Raw genomic sequence first — 16,416 nt, 5'->3', positions numbered from 1 at the left:
ATCCGCTGAGCCATGAGATGACAACCATACCCGTGGCTCAGCCACGCAGTCGATGATCTGTGTCTGTTGATTAGCGGCCCTCTTCAGTCGACACACCCCGCGCAGTACGACGTTGAACCAGACGGCCAGACGGAAGGTGATACCCGCTTGGATGTCCTGACACACCTGGATATTTCTCTCACGTCTTGAAGGGCCAAGGCGTGCAAGGAAGCACGGTATCGTTTCAGTATCACTCAAACGGCTATAATGAACAGCCCTGTCATTCGGATAGCATATTGGTAGCTGTCATTGTTCCTTTCCTGCCCTAGGCCCATTGGAGACACAAAGACCAAGAATTTGGAACCGGACGAAAAAACCAATGTCGAAGTGGTGTACCCACGTCTTCATTATGACACGGGTTGGATCACGACCTGCCAGTTGTTTAACTTCCCGACATCCTGTCCGACATTGTCAGACACCTTCAGCGCCCATGTCCCGTTAATGGATTGTCCTGCAAGGTCGCCCAAGGTAGGAGTCGTGGCCGTTGTGTAGGTTTCAATCACGTTATCGCCCGATCCACCGGATTGTGATCGCAGGGGCACTTCGGTCCCATCTGGCGAGAGCAAGCTCACCCGTAGATCACCAATATACGTGTGGGTAATATTGACAGAGACCTCCACATTGGCAACCTGTCCTTGCGAGGAAGTTGAAAGGTTTCGCTGGATGCCGACCGGATCATTGTCGGGTATATGCGTCCCGGGAGATTCTTCTAGCACGATTTGTCCCTGAGAGGACTCACTCGTCGCAAACTCCAACCCCCATCGGTTCAAGACACCGATGTCGGCAGGCGCCAAGTCCTGTACGATTAAGCCCCAGTCGCCTTTGACACTTCGACCATGAAGTGTAGCCAGGACCTGCAGGTCCGACTCATCGATCGTTTCCAGAATGTGATCCGAACTTCCCCCTTGATGACGTTCATGGAGACGAATTTCTTCTCCCCAAGGAGTCACCAACGTCACTCGCAGGTCACCCCGGTACGTATGGGTGATATCGAGCATTACCTTGACTCCGGCGATGACGGCATCCTGATCGACGGTAATCTTGTCGGATATTCCAGCGCCTGTATTATCCGGAATACTGAGGCCGGGAGAAGACTCTCTCACGATTGGCCTGACAACACTGCCGTCATCGAACAGCTTTGTCCGAAATCGCACCGTTGACCCGGGATCGCTGATCTCGAAGACATCAAGGTTCGACGCCGTACCGTCCCACCACCGGCTACTGGGGGAGGTAGAATCCGCGAACCGTTTATTGACTCGGCCATAGAGATCGGTGGAATCTCCATAAAGACCACGTGATCGCTCAAATCGAAATTGCCCATTGGCTTGCTCCAAAGACAATTCGTAGTGCTGACTGGGTGTCATCTGTTCGTTATTGTTACTTCCCTCTTCATCCACGTGCCAGAAAGCCAGACCTTCATCCGGAAGGGCGACATCGCGGCCAGCTTTTTGTCGGTTTTCAACGATGAAATATTCTCCACTGCTCTTGGCATGTAAGGCAAAGTCGTTGGTCCCGGCCGCCAGCTCAATGTCCTCGTCATGCTTGATGGTTGTCACGCTATTAGCCCACCCGGACAGTCGTTTTAGGTAGGCTGAAATGTGGACAGGGTTTTTCTCATTGATATTGCCACCGGCACACATCAGACAATAGGCGCCCACACCACTCGACTCACTGCCGTAGTCGTATAAATCTGGGTAGTCACAGAGCATATGGCCGTTCTCATGGCAGAAGGTGCCAAGCGAAAGCTCCCGACTCATATCCGTAAATTGATAGTCAAAAGCTGCAATGCCTGGAGCTAATTCGATCGGCGTCGCCAGATGCCATGCGTGAGGCCAAAGACCTTCGGCCCAGTTGTTGACGACATCCCCGGCATAGTACACATTCATCGCATAGACAAACCCCTCGTTATCGGCGGTCAATGAGGTAAAGTCAAAGCTTTGGTTTTTGAGATGCGTTAAAGCTTCGACGATCAATTGACGTGCCCGTACGCCTTGCTGAATGTTGGGATCGGTATAAAAGGATTTCGGGTGTTGAGCTCGATAATAATCGGCCACGATGTTGGTATACCGGCAACGGCCGATCGAATTGTCGAAAAAGTAATCAGACACTGATCCGTTGTTGCCAAAACCTGAGTACCCTGTCTCGTTGCAGAAGCGCTCCACTTCATCACGTGAAATCGCTCCCGATTCATCAGGGAAATCAATGAGCAAACAAAGTCCGACGAAATCCCCCACGGTTTCCCGTTTAGGCGGGGCAAAGACGGCCCCCGGCATCATCCGCGCCATGCGCGCAAAGGTTTTCCGTTCCTCGCGACGTTGATCACATCGGCGGCCACCCAAACGAAGCGCCCCTTCCAATCCTTGAGCGCGCGCCGCGTCGCGCGTGATCCGCAACCCGCGTTGAACGGGCAATCGATCGCCATCGAGATTTCCGGGAGGTCCAGGCGCCGGCTCTAAACTCGTTCCGTCACTCGAGAGCTGAGCCACTTCAAAAAATCCAGTCCTCGGGTTCTTCATCAACGTATACCCATCGAGTGTTTCAAAGACGGCATAGTGCTGATCACCCCAGCCACGGACTTCGACCGTCGAGCCATCGGGTTGAGTAAATGTGAATGTTTTACCGGTAAAGGGTGTGGCCATCGTCCTACCTCCTGTTCGATCAGATCGGGGATAATGTGATAAAAAATCTCACGTCATCAACATGACAGAAATCCGAAACGCCACCAGGCATCATGAGCGAAGATGCTTGGCTTCAGGAGAGTGAAGAAGAGAAAGAGTATTGGGCTTCTTCGAGAGAATCTCCCAGTCCACCAAAAGCCTAAGCAAAAAACAGGCTCATTATGTTATCGAAAGAAATGTTGTATTTTCCGCAGGATGAAACTGTATCAAGTTTGTCTAAAAGAGACGAGAAACCTATCAAAAGATACAGGTCGTATCCAAAAAGATACAGGCCGTCTCATATTCAAGCACGGGGAGCGATGACAGGAACAAGAAAGGTGGGCCTCTTGAAACCACGATTGTACACGTCAATGCCTTTAAGAAAATACATTTTGAAAATAATCTGACTTGCCTCGGTATCAACAGGTGAGTCAAGGAAAATATGATTTGCGAAAACCTGATTTCTTCAGTATTCACACCTGCTGTACTTTTGCCCACACAAACCATCCCCCCCCTTGTGCATGTGAATAGTTCAAGTCAATGACTTCGATGATGTCTCCTTCCTTCGCGGCCCCGAGTATTTTCCCCCGCTTAGGGCGTCCATTGACTGTGTCCCGCTCTCGTAAATACACGTCGTCTATCACAGTCAGCGTCTCTCCCGACGATATTGTGGGGCTAATCGACTTGACGTGTTTTGGAGAACCCGCGACCCACGCTGTCTTATCTTGACTCAGTTTACCGAGATAGAGCCAACCAGCCTTCGTGACGGCTGATGGACGGATTTTCGCGACAATTTGTTGTTGAACGGCGAAATTATGTCGAACGTTTCTATCTACTGCTTGGAGTTTCGTGCTTGACTCTTGAGCCTCTTTTTCAATGCTTTTCACTGTTGCCTTAACCGTTGGGTCGGTGATTTCCCGCTCCAGCTTGTTCAATCGCGCTATCAGGACGGAGTAGTTTTCACTTGCCTGTTCAACAGATTGACCGATTGACTTCGTTTGTTCAGCCGCGGATTCCAGCTCGGCCCCCCATTCGAAGCCAGCGATGGACCCTTTCGTAAAGCCTGCCTCAACCAGTCTGTCCCGAATCGTCGTTGGGGTAAACAGCAAGAGTACAAACAAGAAAAAGACCACACTGTCTCTCAATGCTGAGACCACGTTTCTGATGATCGTCCCCAAGATTTCCAGTTTGCTTCCCTCAGTAGGCATATATTCCTCCTGCAAATTTCCAGACAAGATAGATTTAAAGTGTCTACCGCAATTTCAGGAGTAACGACATTGAAGCCGTCGGGAAAGTTCAATTTTGTTTGCGGCAAAAGTTGAAAAATGCAAAAACCATTCTCTTCTGGGGTATTTGAAAAACCTGTCGAAGTGAAGGAAAAATTTGGAAAGAAGGGAAAAGGGCTGGTATTGCTGAAATAGGAAAAGTATCGAATCAGATACATTTGAAATCTAACATTACAGTTCACACTCTCCGTTTCCAATGCCACCTACTGCCCCATTGCTCAGTGCCGTTAACAACACTCCACGATTGATGAAAGTGCATTTTTCTAGGGCAACCCAGTATGACCAAAAGTCAGGTTAAACAGCAGCTCCTACTCGATACCTGTCTTGAACAAACGCACATAGGCCGCAAAAATAAACAGGTGGTAGGGTTTCAACTAACGGGATCTAGCCTTGAATTGACATTGAAAATTTCCTTGTATCAATTCAATACTTTCTCAATCGCTGAGAAGGATACGGCTATGCGTCAAAGGCATTCGGATCGGGAGAACATAGAAGGTTTTTATAACGTTCTTCTGGAGTTGCCCACGAACGGGCCAGATGAAATTGGGCTTGAACAAACTGCGTCGCGGTCCACGGTGAATGGGCTTCAAGGAGCTTGACGGCCTGTCGATATTGGGCTTGATGGACATTCGGCACAGTGAAAGTCTGTTCGGTATTCGTCGCCAGCTCACGACAATGAATTTGATAGGAATCTTGAGTGCTAAGACACCGTAGAAGTTTCAGACCCTGTAGATCCGCCTGAAAAGGATTCAAAGACGTTTCGAGCAGAATATGCCGCTGGCCACGGGTGCTGCGCAGAAAGAATAGCGGGAGCAGAATCGGCCCCACCCCGACGAGACCAAAATGAACGGTCACGGAACCATCGAGTATGGGTGATTCAGAGAGAACGGCCAAGAACCAGGCTGAAGCATCAGTATCTCTACCAGACGTGAGACCTAAATGTAACTGCGGGCGGGTGACAGGATGATCCATATTCTGCAACGAAATTGAATGATTATAGCGAATCCAAATACGGCCCAATCGGTAAATAGGACAAACTCTGCGCGGTACGACGTTGAACCGTACGGAAGTTATTTGAAACGACTAGAAGCCAGTATCGTGACTTACCGTCCAGCTTGAGCAACACGCGCAACGAATTCGATGTGGGAAAACACGGGCTGTCCTTTTCTGTCATATTGCCAAGACCGTCCATAATTTTCTCAAGATGTTGAAAGGCAGGACCATCCCTCAAAAGAGGGGAAAGACGGCTCTTCAAGACTAATCAGACGATTCAAATGGGCTTCCAATTGTCTTCTTCCCTTATCTCAATTGCTCTAAGTTCCTATCAAACTGCGTGCAACAGAAAAAGATATTCCTGAAAAAAAGTGTCTGAGACTTTTTGGCCCATCATCAACCCTTTTTGTCTATTGCCTGATCATTCGTCCGTATCCTGATCGTTTCTTTCCTTTTTTTCCTAAAAGTTTCTAAAGTAGGTGCCGATAGGTTTCCCTACAGAGTGGAGCAACGGCGAGACCTACAAAGGTTGACATTTTCGTACATGAGGCATCTTGCCTCATTTCTTCCATACCATTCACTTTCACATTTACGGAGGCTATGCATGGCAACCCATGAGGAAGAAGCAATGCGTTTGAATGATCCTGGAATACCTCGGCGACGACGATCGACCTGCAAAAAGACGTTCATGCTCCTTTTGGGAGTCCTTGTTGGAATAGCTCAACCCCTTTTAGCTTTTGGGACTCCACCGGATCATGCCAAGGCAGTCTTCTTTGACGGTGAAGTGACCTTAATTCATATTGATGAAGTCATTCCGGAACAATCACGCTTTGTGTATTTTTTGCACACCCGAAAGGCTGGAACATCTGATTATGTCTTGGAAATGGTCTTTGAAGGTATCCCGCCAAAACATCTTCACACCGGGAAAAAGGTTAAGATCAAGGGATACGCAGCCAATGGAAAAGTCTGGGTCTCTGAGGTTTCTGAATTGGATGGAGACAACTCCTCAAGCACTACCCCAAATACTGCCGCATCCGCGACAACCGGCGATCGAAAAACGATCACATTCGTGATCAATATGGATGGAGCCGATTATGCGGCCCAAGGTGCGACACCCTATACCCAAACACATGTGGACCAATCAGGAGCCGCCATGCATGCTCACGATCAATTTTCTGTGAATAGTGCATACGAAGAAGCTTCCTTTGGGCAAGTGACATTTTCTGGAAGTTCATTGACTGATGTTTTCTTAGTGTCTATTCCTTACGATTCTTCAGAGTCATGCGCTTACCGAACCATCGCATCCCAGGCCGATGCCGCTTCTCCCGTGAGTTTGCAAGGGTACCAACACAAGATGTACGTAGTGCCGCCTCAATCCATTTCCGGATGTAGTTGGCTGGCCCTCGGCGAGGTGGGAAGTTACGGAAGCTCGTCGGTGCGAAAATCCTGGAGTACTAAAATCGACCCGATCGCTTTTGCACATGAGTTGGGGCATAACATCGGCTGGCACCATGCTGCGACGGATCCAGACAACGATGAACTGAAAAATGTGGAATATGGAGATACATCGGATTTGATGGGATATTGTTGTTCAAAACGGAAGCTTAACAGTGTGCATGTCGATCAAGTCGGGTGGTTCGATCGAGCCGACTTACAAGAGAAGATTATTGATGTGACTGGAGCGGGACAATATAGCTTATCGCCACTAGGCACAGATCCAGACACTTCCACCTATCCGCAAATTGTCCGGATCACACCTTCCACAGGCCGTCCCTATTATCTCTCTTACCGGCAAAGAACCGGTTTGGACACAGGGCTTTCCTCAACCTACACAACCGGAGTGAATATCCACCGTGGGGTTGATACTGATAATTGGTCTTATCTGATCAAAGTGTTGAAGAGTGATTTTAGCGATCCCAGTTCTTATGAGTTCCATGACTCTGAAAACGGCATTACAATCTCGCAAATTGAAAATAATGCGAACTATGTCACGGTAGACGTAAGCTTTCATTCTTGTATCGCACATACGCCCAGCGTGTCCCTGACTCCGTCAACACAAATAGTGGGTGACCCCAGCGCCATTCATCCCTTTATGGTCACCATTACCAATACTGACACGTTGGGATGCATGGAGGCACAACTATCTTTGAATGGAACGTTTCCTTCAGGAGTCACAGGCACCTTCCAGGATTCAGTGCTGACCGTCGCGCCGGGAACTTCCGCGACAACGACGATGACCGTCATGACGACCAATAGTGGAGATGCCAGCTATCCATTGATCGTCACGACCTCTGGAGAAAATCCCACGCATGACACGATAGGGAACGCTTCTGTAACAGTTGATACGACCGCTCCCACGACACCATCGAATGTCTCTGCCTCATTATCAGGGAAAAAACAAAACCAAACCGTTCAACTCACCTGGGATGCCGCCAGTGATGGACCACAGGGGTCGGGGATTGCATCCTATTCAGTGTACAGAAATGGAACGCTTATCGGCTCTGCCTCCAATTTGAATTTTTCTGATAAGAACTTTTCAACGACGACGGACAATCATTATGACATCTACGCCGTCGATCAGGTAGGACATGTTTCAACGACCCCAGGAACTGCCTCTTACACATATAGTGGCGGTTCGACGAAGCCAGGAAGCGGGAAAGGGAGAAACTAGGCAACACCTGGGTTTTAGGCGAGCTAAACAGAGGCAGAGATTCTGTCATGACGGGCGGTTGGGCAGTGAAGCCAACCGCCCGTTCTTGTTTTTTCTATCCGAAACGTCCTTCGGCAAAATCACTACATGGCCGCTCGGCCACTTCGAGTTTGGAGGACTAGTATAAAAAACGGAAAGAGGGTTTTAGTGATTATCGGCCGGTCCGTTTACGTCAGGCCCTGATAATGGCGCACTGGTTCCATTCTCTCCAGAGCCTGAGGAATCACTGAGCTTCGCAACACCCACCACGCGATCGTCATCGGTCATATCGATTAATCGGACACCTTGAGCGTTTCGACCAATTTCGCGCAGATCGCCGATGTGCATCCGCAAAACTTTGCCTTCGGCCGTCATGACCATGATGTCATCAGCATCTGTGACTTGATGAAAGGACACTGCCGGGCCGTTTTTGTCAGTCACCCGCACGCTGATCACGCCTTTTCCAGCTCGGGCTTGCGCACGGTATTCAGACGCTTGGGTTCTCTTACCATACCCAAGTTCTGTCACCGTTAAGATTGAAGACTCAGACGCAGGCAGCAGGGTTGTCATTCCAATGACCTCATTGCCTTCTTCCAAATTAATGCCTCGCACACCTCGGGCTGTTCGTCCCATGGCCCGTACATCATCTTCGCGAAACCGAATGACCAGACCAAAACGCGTCCCTAGGACGATGTCCCGTTGTCCATCTGTCAGTTCCACGCCAATGAGTTTGTCCCCCTCATCCAACGACAACGCGATAATGCCTCCCTGACGAGGATTGGAAAACGCAGACAGCTCGGTCTTCTTAATCGTGCCCTGCCGGGTGGCCATGACGACATAGTGATCATCACGAAACTCTTTCACCGGCAACGTAATGGTCACTTTTTCATCCTGCCCAAGAGCCAGGAGATTCACGATGGCTTTCCCTTTCGTGGCACGGCCCACATCCGGCAACTCATACACTTTGAGCCAGTAGACTTTTCCAGCGTCGGTAAAAAAGAGCAGGTAATCATGGGTGGAGGCACTGAAGATCTTTTCTACGAAATCCTCCTCCCGTACCCCCATTCCAATCTTGCCTTTCCCGCCTCGATTCTGCGCGCGATACTCGGAAATGGGGTTTCGCTTGATGTACCCGGCATGCGAGATAGTAACGATTACCTCCTCTTCGGCGATGAGGTCTTCACGCTGGATTTCCGCTTCAACCGGGATAATCCGGGTCCGGCGTTCATCCCGATACGCGTCTTTGATCTCTACCAGTTCATCCTTCATGATCTGTCGAACGCGCGAATCGGATTCCAGAATACTCTTGAGTTCAAGGATCTTGGCCTTGATCTCTTGATATTCCTGAGCCAATTTTTCTTGTTCGAGTTGTGTCAGACGTTGCAACCGCATGTCGAGGATCGCGTTGGCCTGAATGTCACTCAGTGAAAATTGATCGATTAAGCCTTGTCGAGCCACGTCCGGCGAACTCGCTCCACGGATGAGCGCAATGACGGCATCGAGGTGGGAGAGGGCGATCGTCAGGCCTTCGAGAATATGAGCGCGTTCTTCGGCCTTGCGAAGATCGAACGCCGTTCGACGTATGATGACTTCGCGACGGTGTTCAATGAAGGCTTCCAGAATTTGCTTGAGGTTGAGGACTTCCGGACGGTTCTGTACCAGCGCCAGCATGATGACCCCAAAGGTCGTCTGCATGTACGTGTGTTTGTACAACTGATTGAGAACCACGATCGGAGTCTCATTTCTCTTCAGCTCGATGACGACACGAAGGCCATCACGGTCCGATTCATCACGAAGGTCACTGATACCCTCGATTCGTTTGTCGTGGATCAGTTCGGCGATTTTTTCCAACAGTCTGGCTTTGTTCACTTGATAGGGTAATTCGGTCACGATGATGCGAGAGCGATCGGTTTTTTCATCCGTTTCAATCTCGGCCTTAGCCCGAACGGTCAATAAACCACGACCCGTATGATAGGCCTCTTTAATCCCCTGCGTGCCATAGATAAATCCCGCGGTTGGAAAATCCGGCCCGGGAATATAGTCCATCAGCTGGTCAATGCTCATTTCCGGACGATCGATTAATTCGATGAGAGCACTGACGATTTCACCGAGATTGTGGGTCGGGATATTCGTAGCGTAGCCAACGGCGATCCCGCCCGCACCATTAATGAGCAGGCTTGGAACCTTGGCGGGAAGGACGAGAGGTTCAACGCTGGACTCATCATAGGTGGGCGTGAAATCCACCGTCTCTTTCTCGATATCGACCAGCATCTCTTGGGCGATTTTGGTGAGCCGCGCTTCGGTGTACCGCATGGCGGCGGGCGGATCACCATCAACAGAGCCATAGTTGCCTTGGCCATCCACCAGGGTGTAGCGCATGTTGAATGGCTGCGCCATCCGCACGAGCGTATCGTAAATGGCCGAATCGCCATGAGGATGATAATTCCCCATGATTTCCCCGACGATTTTGGCGGACTTACGGTAGGGCCGGTTCGCCGCCAACCCCATCTCATTCATGCCATAGAGGATGCGACGATGGACCGGCTTCAAGCCATCTCGCACATCGGGCAAGGCGCGCCCTACGATCACGCTCATCGCGTAATCCAGGTAGGACAGACGCATTTCGTCTTCGATCGCAATCTGTGTCAGACGTTCTTCAGTGGGCATCAGTTACACATCCAGGTTTCGAACTTCGAGTGCATGTTGTTGGATAAAGTTTCGTCGAGGTTCGACTTCATCGCCCATGAGGATCGTGAAGATTTCATCAACCCCCGTCATATCTTCAAGTTTGACCTGCATCAACGCCCGCGTCTCGGGGTTCATCGTGGTTTCCCATAATTGGCCGGGGTTCATCTCTCCCAATCCTTTATACCGCTGCAGGGAGAGGCCCTTTTTCCCAGCTGCCAGAATAGCCTGAACTAAATCGTTCGAGGTCGCGAACGCTGACTCGACGCCTTTTACTTTCATTTTGTACGGAGGTTTTCCTAGACCCATGGCCGTCGGACTCAATTTCTGTAATTCACGAAAGTCGGCAGAACCGACGAGGTCGTGAGTGACGGTCAACGTATGCAGCATGCCATTGGTCGGGACACGACAGACAACAGAATGCGTGTCATGTTCCTCTTCATCTTGGATTTCAAGGAGTATGCGCGAACCAGGGTAGGCCTTTTCGAGCGTCTGCTTGACCTCCGTAACCACGGCCTCAAGCTGTGACCGATTTTTCAGGAGATCTCGGCTTAACGTCGGTTGATCGACGAAGGCCCGCAAGATACCCGTTTGGTATTGTTTCTTCCCGAATCGATTCAAGAGGTCTTCGAATGCGAGAAGATTCTTCAGGATCGGCAGTAAGTCCGTTTGGGTGATGAACGCCTGCTCTCCTTCAACAAAGACTTCGACTTCCTCGACAGCCAGTAAAGACAGATAATCGTTAAGCGCACCATCATCCTTGAGATACTGTTCAACCTTCCCCTTTTTCACTTTGTAGAGCGGAGGTTGAGCAATGTAGATATAGCCTCGTTCGACTAACTCATGCATTTGACGGAATAAGAATGTTAAGAGGAGGGTTCGAATATGACTGCCATCGACATCGGCATCCGTCATCAGAATGATCTTGTGATAACGGGTTTTGTTGATGTCAAACACTTCCTTATCATCCTTTCCCTTTTCTGCCTCTTCACGTCTTCGCCCTATTCCCGTGCCCAGAGCCATGATAAGCGTCCGGATCTCTTCGCTGGAGAGCATCTTGTCGAAACGGGCCTTTTCAACGTTGAGGATCTTGCCTTTGAGTGGGAGGATGGCCTGAAATTTTCGATCCCGACCTTGTTTGGCCGAGCCACCGGCCGAATCTCCCTCGACGATAAACAGTTCGCTTAACGCTGGATCTTTTTCGGAACAGTCGGCAAGCTTACCTGGAAGCGAGCCACCATCAAGGGCTCCTTTCCTACGAATCAACTCTTTCGCTTTCCTGGCAGCTTCCCGTGCCCGCGCGGCATCAATGGCCTTTCCGACGATTTTTTTGGCAACTGGAGGATTTTCCTCAAAATAACGCCCGAGCGCTTCGTTGACCGCTGCTTCTACGACTCCCTTGACTTCGCTATTACCAAGCTTAGCTTTGGTTTGCCCTTCGAATTGTGGGTTGCGAACTTTCACGCTCACGACAGCCGTCAACCCTTCACGGACATCGTCACCGGAAAGGGATTCGACTTCCTTCTTCAATAAATCATTGGCGGAGGCGTACGAATTAATGGTCCTGGTGAGCGCTGCCTTAAAGCCAATGAGATGAGTGCCCCCTTCTCGCGTATTGATATTGTTGGCGAAAGAGAACAGGTGTTCGGCATACCCCACGTTGAATTGCAGCGCTACCTCGAGAATCATTTCCGATCTCTCGGTCTCGATGACGATGGGTTTATGTAATGGTGTCTTGGCTTCATTGAGGTGTTCGACGAACGACACGATCCCACCTTCGTAACAGAATTCTTGCTCTTTTTCTTTGCCTTGCCGTTGATCGACAAGGTAGATCGCGAGCCCTTTATTCAAGAACGCCAGTTCCCGAAGCCGGCGCGCCAGGACATCAAAGCTAAACTCGACCGTTTCGAAGACCTGCGCATCGGGCATGAAAGTAATTTTGGTTCCTCGTTTTTTGGTCTTCCCCGTTGTCGTCAGCGTATCGGTTGGCACCCCGCGAAGGTACCGTTGTTCGAACACCTGCTCGTTCTGCCAGATTTCAAGTTCTAACCATTCTGATAAGGCATTGACGACAGAAATTCCCACCCCGTGGAGGCCTCCGGATACCGTGTACGCCCCCTGTTCAAACTTGCCTCCGGCGTGAAGGACGGTGAGCGCTACCTCTGCGGCCGATTTCTTCTGAGAAGAATGCATGCCGGTGGGAATCCCCCGCCCATTATCGGAAACGACCACGCTGCCATCGATTTGGATCGTCACATGGATCTCTTTGCCGAACCCTGCCATGTGCTCGTCAACACTGTTATCGACCACTTCGTAAACAAGGTGATGTAATCCATCTGGCCCAGTACTGCCAATGTACATGGCCGGGCGTTTGCGCACCGCCTCTAATCCTTCTAACACGCGTATTTGATCGGCATGATAGTGCTCTGACGGTTCACCAGAGCTCCCGACATGTACGTCCCCTGATCCCGGTAGTTCGGAAGATTCCATAGATTCCAAATCTGACGATGAAGTTAGTAAATGATGCTCCCGATAATCCAAAGCCTCTTAGACTTTGACCGGCATAACCACGGCTTTGAATTTGGGATTCTCGTGCTCCTGGATTAAGCACGGACTCAGCGGGGTTTCCATCTGCAAAGTCAGAAATTCCCCATCTATCGCACTCAAGACGTCTAGCAAATAGCGGGCGTTAAACCCCGTTGAAAAGTCGTCTCCTGTATGTTGTGCGGCGATTTCTTCGTTTGCTTCTCCCAAATCAGGGTTACTTGATGATAAATGAATTCGATCTTTTGTAAAGGCGAGTTTAATAGCGTAGGACTTATCTTTGGAGAGCAACGACACGCGTCGAATGGCCCCTTCAAAATCGTCCTTTGAGACTTTAATCTTCTTGGATCCTTCTTTCGGAACGACCTGCTGGTAATTAGGATAGGCGCCTTCCATGACACGCGATGTCAGGACAAGTCCGCTTTTCCGGAAGATGACCATATTCTTCGTAAATCCCACCAGTGGTTCGTTGTCATCCTCTTCTAACAGTCGTCGGATTTCGACTGCAGCCTTCTTGGGAATGATCACTTTCGTCTCATTGTCTGGAAGGGATCCTGGCTCGATCGAGACTTCCTCTTCCGCCAAGGCCAGTCGATGCCCATCGGTACCGACGAGTCGAATCGTGGCTTTTTGGGCCGGGCCACTGGTAATGGAGACTAAGACTCCATTGAGGACGTAGCGAGTGTCGTTGTCACCAACCGCGAAAATGGTATGTCGGATTAATTCTAAGAGCCCGGATGAAGGAAGAGGAATAAGACCGTCCCTTTCGATGGCAGGGAGACTGGGGAAATCCTGGCTTGGAAGACCAACAACACGAAATTCGCTCCGACCAGCCTTGATGGTCACCCAGGAATTGTCCGATACGGTAATCTGAATTTCTGGTTCGCGGATCTCCTTCAATATTTCAAACAGCTTCCGAGCCGAAAAGGTAACGGCTCCAGGTTGGTCCACCTTCGCATTGTAGAGTCCACGCATGGCCAACTCTAAGTCGGTTGCGAGAATGTCTAGTCCATCTTCTTTGGCTTCTAGAAGAATATTCGCCAAGATGGGCATCGTGTTTCTTTTTTCGACGACTCCCTGAACACGCTGAAGGGCCGTGAGCAGTCCTTGCCGTTGGATCGTGACCTTCATAATTCCAAACTCCTGCGGAGGCTAACCTTTTCCGATCTCTTCTTTCAGACTCATAATCGTATTTCGTAACACGGAATCTGTTTCTTGTGATTTTTGAATTTGCTTGCAGGCGTGGATAATCGTCGTATGATCTTTCCCCCCGAAATCTCGGCCTATTTCAGGAAATGAGGCATCCGTGAGTTCACGACAAAGATACATGGCAACCTGTCGGGGATGAACGAGGGTCTTCGTTCGACGTTTCGATTTTAAGTCCGAAACCTTGACATGAAACCGGTTTGCGACGGCCTCCTGAATGTCTTCGATCGTGATCACATTCCGCTTTCCCCCTAACAAGTCACGCAGGACATTCTTCGTCATCTCGACCGTAATGACTTGGCCGGTCAGTGATGCATACGCACCCAGACGAATGAGTGCCCCTTCAATTTCTCGGATGTTGCTCTTGAGATTCGCGGCCAACAATTGAATGACTTCTTCTGATATCCCCACACCTTCTTCTTCAGATTTTTTTCTGAGGATGGCTATGCGCGTTTCGACGTCCGGCTGTTGCAGGTCCGCGATCAACCCCCATTCAAACCGCGACCGCAGACGTTCTTCCATCGACGGCATCTCTTTAGGAAAACGATCACTGGAAAGCACGATCTGTTTCCGAGCCTCGTAGAGAGAGTTAAACGTATGAAAAAATTCTTCCTGTGTCCGCTCCTTTCCTGCCAAAAACTGGATATCGTCGATCAGCAACATATCAACGTTACGATACCGACGCCGGAGTTCAATCATTTTGTCGTAGCGTATGGAGTTGATCACTTCATTCGTAAATTGTTCCGTGGTGACATACGCGATTCGGAGTTCTCCGTTCTGGGCCACGTAATTTCCGATCGAATGCAGAAGATGTGTTTTTCCTAAGCCTACCCCTCCGTAGATGAACAGTGGATTATAGGCTAAGGCAGGAGACTCCGCGACAGCTCGACTGGCGGCATGAGCAAATTGATTGCTTGCACCGACCACAAAGTTATCGAACGTGTATTTAGGGTTTGGTAATGGGGACTTCTTGTTCCGATTCAAGACGGATTGGGGATCTCGTGGTGGATTCCTAATCGGTGCGCCTGACTGGGAATACGGGTCTTCGTTAGATTCCCTCACGATAAAGTCAACTTCTACGGGACCAGATACCGCTCCCACGACTTGAATGGCTTCCGTCAAAACAGCCAAATAATTCCGGCTTAACCACTCGCCAAAGAATTTATTAGGGACAGAAATTCTAGCTTTTTTCCCATTAATTCCCTCGTATAACAAGGGGTTAAACCAGGTCTCCAACACCTCTCCCCCCACTCGGGGTTGCAGGAAATCAAGTACCTGACTCCAAGTATGTTGAAGGTCGACCGTTGAAGAATCTAATTTATTCACAGACTTATAAACACCTGTTAATAATTCAATGAGAATTTTAAAACGTTAACGAAGAACCCCTTATAAAAAAAGCAAGCTACCACCACCTTCTTCAGCCTCATACACCATGTCATCTACAGATTTTCTCTTGAAATCTGAGAGTACTTCACAAGTTTCCAAGATACAATAGAACGTCTAAAGTAATGATTTTAAACATTTTTCATTTAAACTTCCTGTTATTAACAGGTCCTACTATTCTTCCGACTCTTACGACGAATTTGGTATTTAGACAGAAAACATAAGAGAAGAGTCGTACAATCTCATGTTTATATCTGTTAGAAAATCAAGATCCGATCTGAAATAAAAATTAGGTTCAAAAGATCTTTATATGAAATTGGAGTCTGTGATAACGCTTGAACCTGACATTCTCTATCTTCTTGAATAATATATTGTTTTTCCCCAAAGAACTGATATTGACCTTTAGGTTCCTCTAATAGAACAAGTGACGACTGGATTTCATGTTGCTCAACATACTGTTTGATATCATCAATGAATTCAAAATCATGAGATTCCTGTGCTCTAGGAGAAAGAATATAGAGAGAATGGGGTTTCACCTGAGAGGCCATCCTGAATTTACTCAAAAAACAACAACTCTATCAGCTTCATGAAGGAGGGTCTGAATGTCTCGTTTTGACTTCTTTTGTAGGGAAAAGTCAGGGTCTAAATCAAATGACTGTTCACTTCCCTCCGGAAGGACGATTGGTAATTGTAAATCCTGAATGGAGGGTAAGTATTTTTCGAGGGTATCTAAATCCATGATAGCTGGGCTCAGTTCATCAGTGACGAGCATGCGAGCGTTTCCCATAAGGATGATCGTTAATCGATTGGGGCCAGTTGATAGACCGAGAGCAATGCGTAAGCCCTCTACGGGTTGTTGAGAAACCGTTGGATCCTTACGGATTAGGACAATGAGTGATAAAGACATGGATGCATTAACAAACCATTGAAGAAT

At 49.1% G+C, this 16,416-nt stretch carries 10 protein-coding genes; 1 reads left to right on the top strand and 9 read right to left on the bottom strand.

The features are described from left to right. Positions 1 to 386: 386 nt before the first annotated feature. From MRJ96_05650 to MRJ96_05640, 3 genes are all read right to left on the bottom strand, one after another. On the bottom strand, positions 387 to 2,678 hold the full coding sequence (locus tag MRJ96_05650; protein ID MDR4500918.1) for a M6 family metalloprotease domain-containing protein: 2,292 nt from the start codon (positions 2,676 to 2,678) through the stop codon (positions 387 to 389). A 491-nt stretch (positions 2,679 to 3,169) separates the two neighbouring features. Next, a complete protein-coding gene (locus MRJ96_05645) occupies positions 3,170 to 3,904 on the bottom strand; it encodes a hypothetical protein (protein ID MDR4500917.1) in 735 nt (244 codons plus the stop codon). Positions 3,905 to 4,438: 534 nt separating this feature from the next. Next, on the bottom strand, positions 4,439 to 4,954 hold the full coding sequence (locus MRJ96_05640; protein MDR4500916.1) for a hypothetical protein: 516 nt from the start codon (positions 4,952 to 4,954) through the stop codon (positions 4,439 to 4,441). Between the two features lie 625 nt (positions 4,955 to 5,579). Between MRJ96_05640 and MRJ96_05635 the strand changes: the two genes are divergently transcribed. Next, the gene (locus MRJ96_05635; GenBank protein ID MDR4500915.1) at positions 5,580 to 7,646 is read left to right on the top strand and encodes a hypothetical protein; all 2,067 of its coding nucleotides are present in this window, start codon (positions 5,580 to 5,582) and stop codon (positions 7,644 to 7,646) included. 183 nt (positions 7,647 to 7,829) lie between these two features. Here MRJ96_05635 and gyrA read toward each other — a convergent pair whose 3' ends face one another. The 6 genes from gyrA to MRJ96_05605 all read right to left on the bottom strand — a co-directional run bounded on the left by gyrA (position 7,830) and on the right by MRJ96_05605 (position 16,389). Next, positions 7,830 to 10,331 carry a DNA gyrase subunit A gene (gene gyrA, locus MRJ96_05630; GenBank protein MDR4500914.1) on the bottom strand — a complete coding sequence of 834 codons (2,502 nt, stop codon included), beginning with the start codon at positions 10,329 to 10,331 and terminating at the stop codon, positions 7,830 to 7,832. Positions 10,332 to 10,334: 3 nt separating this feature from the next. Beyond that, positions 10,335 to 12,755 (bottom strand): DNA topoisomerase (ATP-hydrolyzing) subunit B, encoded by a 2,421-nt coding sequence (gyrB, locus tag MRJ96_05625; GenBank protein MDR4500913.1) that lies wholly within the window; start codon positions 12,753 to 12,755, stop codon positions 10,335 to 10,337. A 141-nt stretch (positions 12,756 to 12,896) separates the two neighbouring features. Then, positions 12,897 to 14,024 (bottom strand): DNA polymerase III subunit beta, encoded by a 1,128-nt coding sequence (gene dnaN, locus MRJ96_05620; protein MDR4500912.1) that lies wholly within the window; start codon positions 14,022 to 14,024, stop codon positions 12,897 to 12,899. 21 nt (positions 14,025 to 14,045) lie between these two features. Continuing rightward, positions 14,046 to 15,425, bottom strand: coding sequence for a chromosomal replication initiator protein DnaA (dnaA, locus tag MRJ96_05615; protein ID MDR4500911.1), 1,380 nt, complete (start codon positions 15,423 to 15,425; stop codon positions 14,046 to 14,048). A gap of 314 nt (positions 15,426 to 15,739) precedes the next feature. Continuing rightward, complete coding sequence (locus MRJ96_05610; GenBank protein MDR4500910.1) at positions 15,740 to 16,030, bottom strand: hypothetical protein; 291 nt, start codon at positions 16,028 to 16,030, stop codon at positions 15,740 to 15,742. An 11-nt stretch (positions 16,031 to 16,041) separates the two neighbouring features. Then, positions 16,042 to 16,389, bottom strand: a complete 348-nt coding sequence (locus MRJ96_05605; protein MDR4500909.1) for a hypothetical protein — start codon at positions 16,387 to 16,389, stop codon at positions 16,042 to 16,044. Positions 16,390 to 16,416: the final 27 nt, after the last annotated feature.

It is taken from the genome of Nitrospirales bacterium (genome assembly GCA_031315865.1).
In the GTDB taxonomy this organism is placed as follows: Bacteria; Nitrospirota; Nitrospiria; order Nitrospirales; family UBA8639; genus JAGQKC01.
Note: the sequence above shows the minus strand (reverse complement) of the source record. Positions and strands in the feature narration are given on the sequence as shown.

Bases quoted from the DNA above. Each gene is read 5' to 3' on its own strand.
- MRJ96_05650 (MDR4500918.1), bottom strand. From the start codon at position 2,678: ATGGCCACACCCTTTACCGGTAAAACATTCACATTTACTCAACCCGAT.
- MRJ96_05645 (MDR4500917.1), bottom strand. From the start codon at position 3,904: ATGCCTACTGAGGGAAGCAAACTGGAAATCTTGGGGACGATCATCAGA.
- MRJ96_05640 (MDR4500916.1), bottom strand. From the start codon at position 4,954: ATGGATCATCCTGTCACCCGCCCGCAGTTACATTTAGGTCTCACGTCT.
- MRJ96_05635 (MDR4500915.1), top strand. From the start codon at position 5,580: ATGGCAACCCATGAGGAAGAAGCAATGCGTTTGAATGATCCTGGAATA.
- gyrA (MDR4500914.1), bottom strand. From the start codon at position 10,331: ATGCCCACTGAAGAACGTCTGACACAGATTGCGATCGAAGACGAAATG.
- dnaN (MDR4500912.1), bottom strand. From the start codon at position 14,024: ATGAAGGTCACGATCCAACGGCAAGGACTGCTCACGGCCCTTCAGCGT.
- MRJ96_05610 (MDR4500910.1), bottom strand. From the start codon at position 16,030: ATGGCCTCTCAGGTGAAACCCCATTCTCTCTATATTCTTTCTCCTAGA.
- MRJ96_05605 (MDR4500909.1), bottom strand. From the start codon at position 16,389: ATGTCTTTATCACTCATTGTCCTAATCCGTAAGGATCCAACGGTTTCT.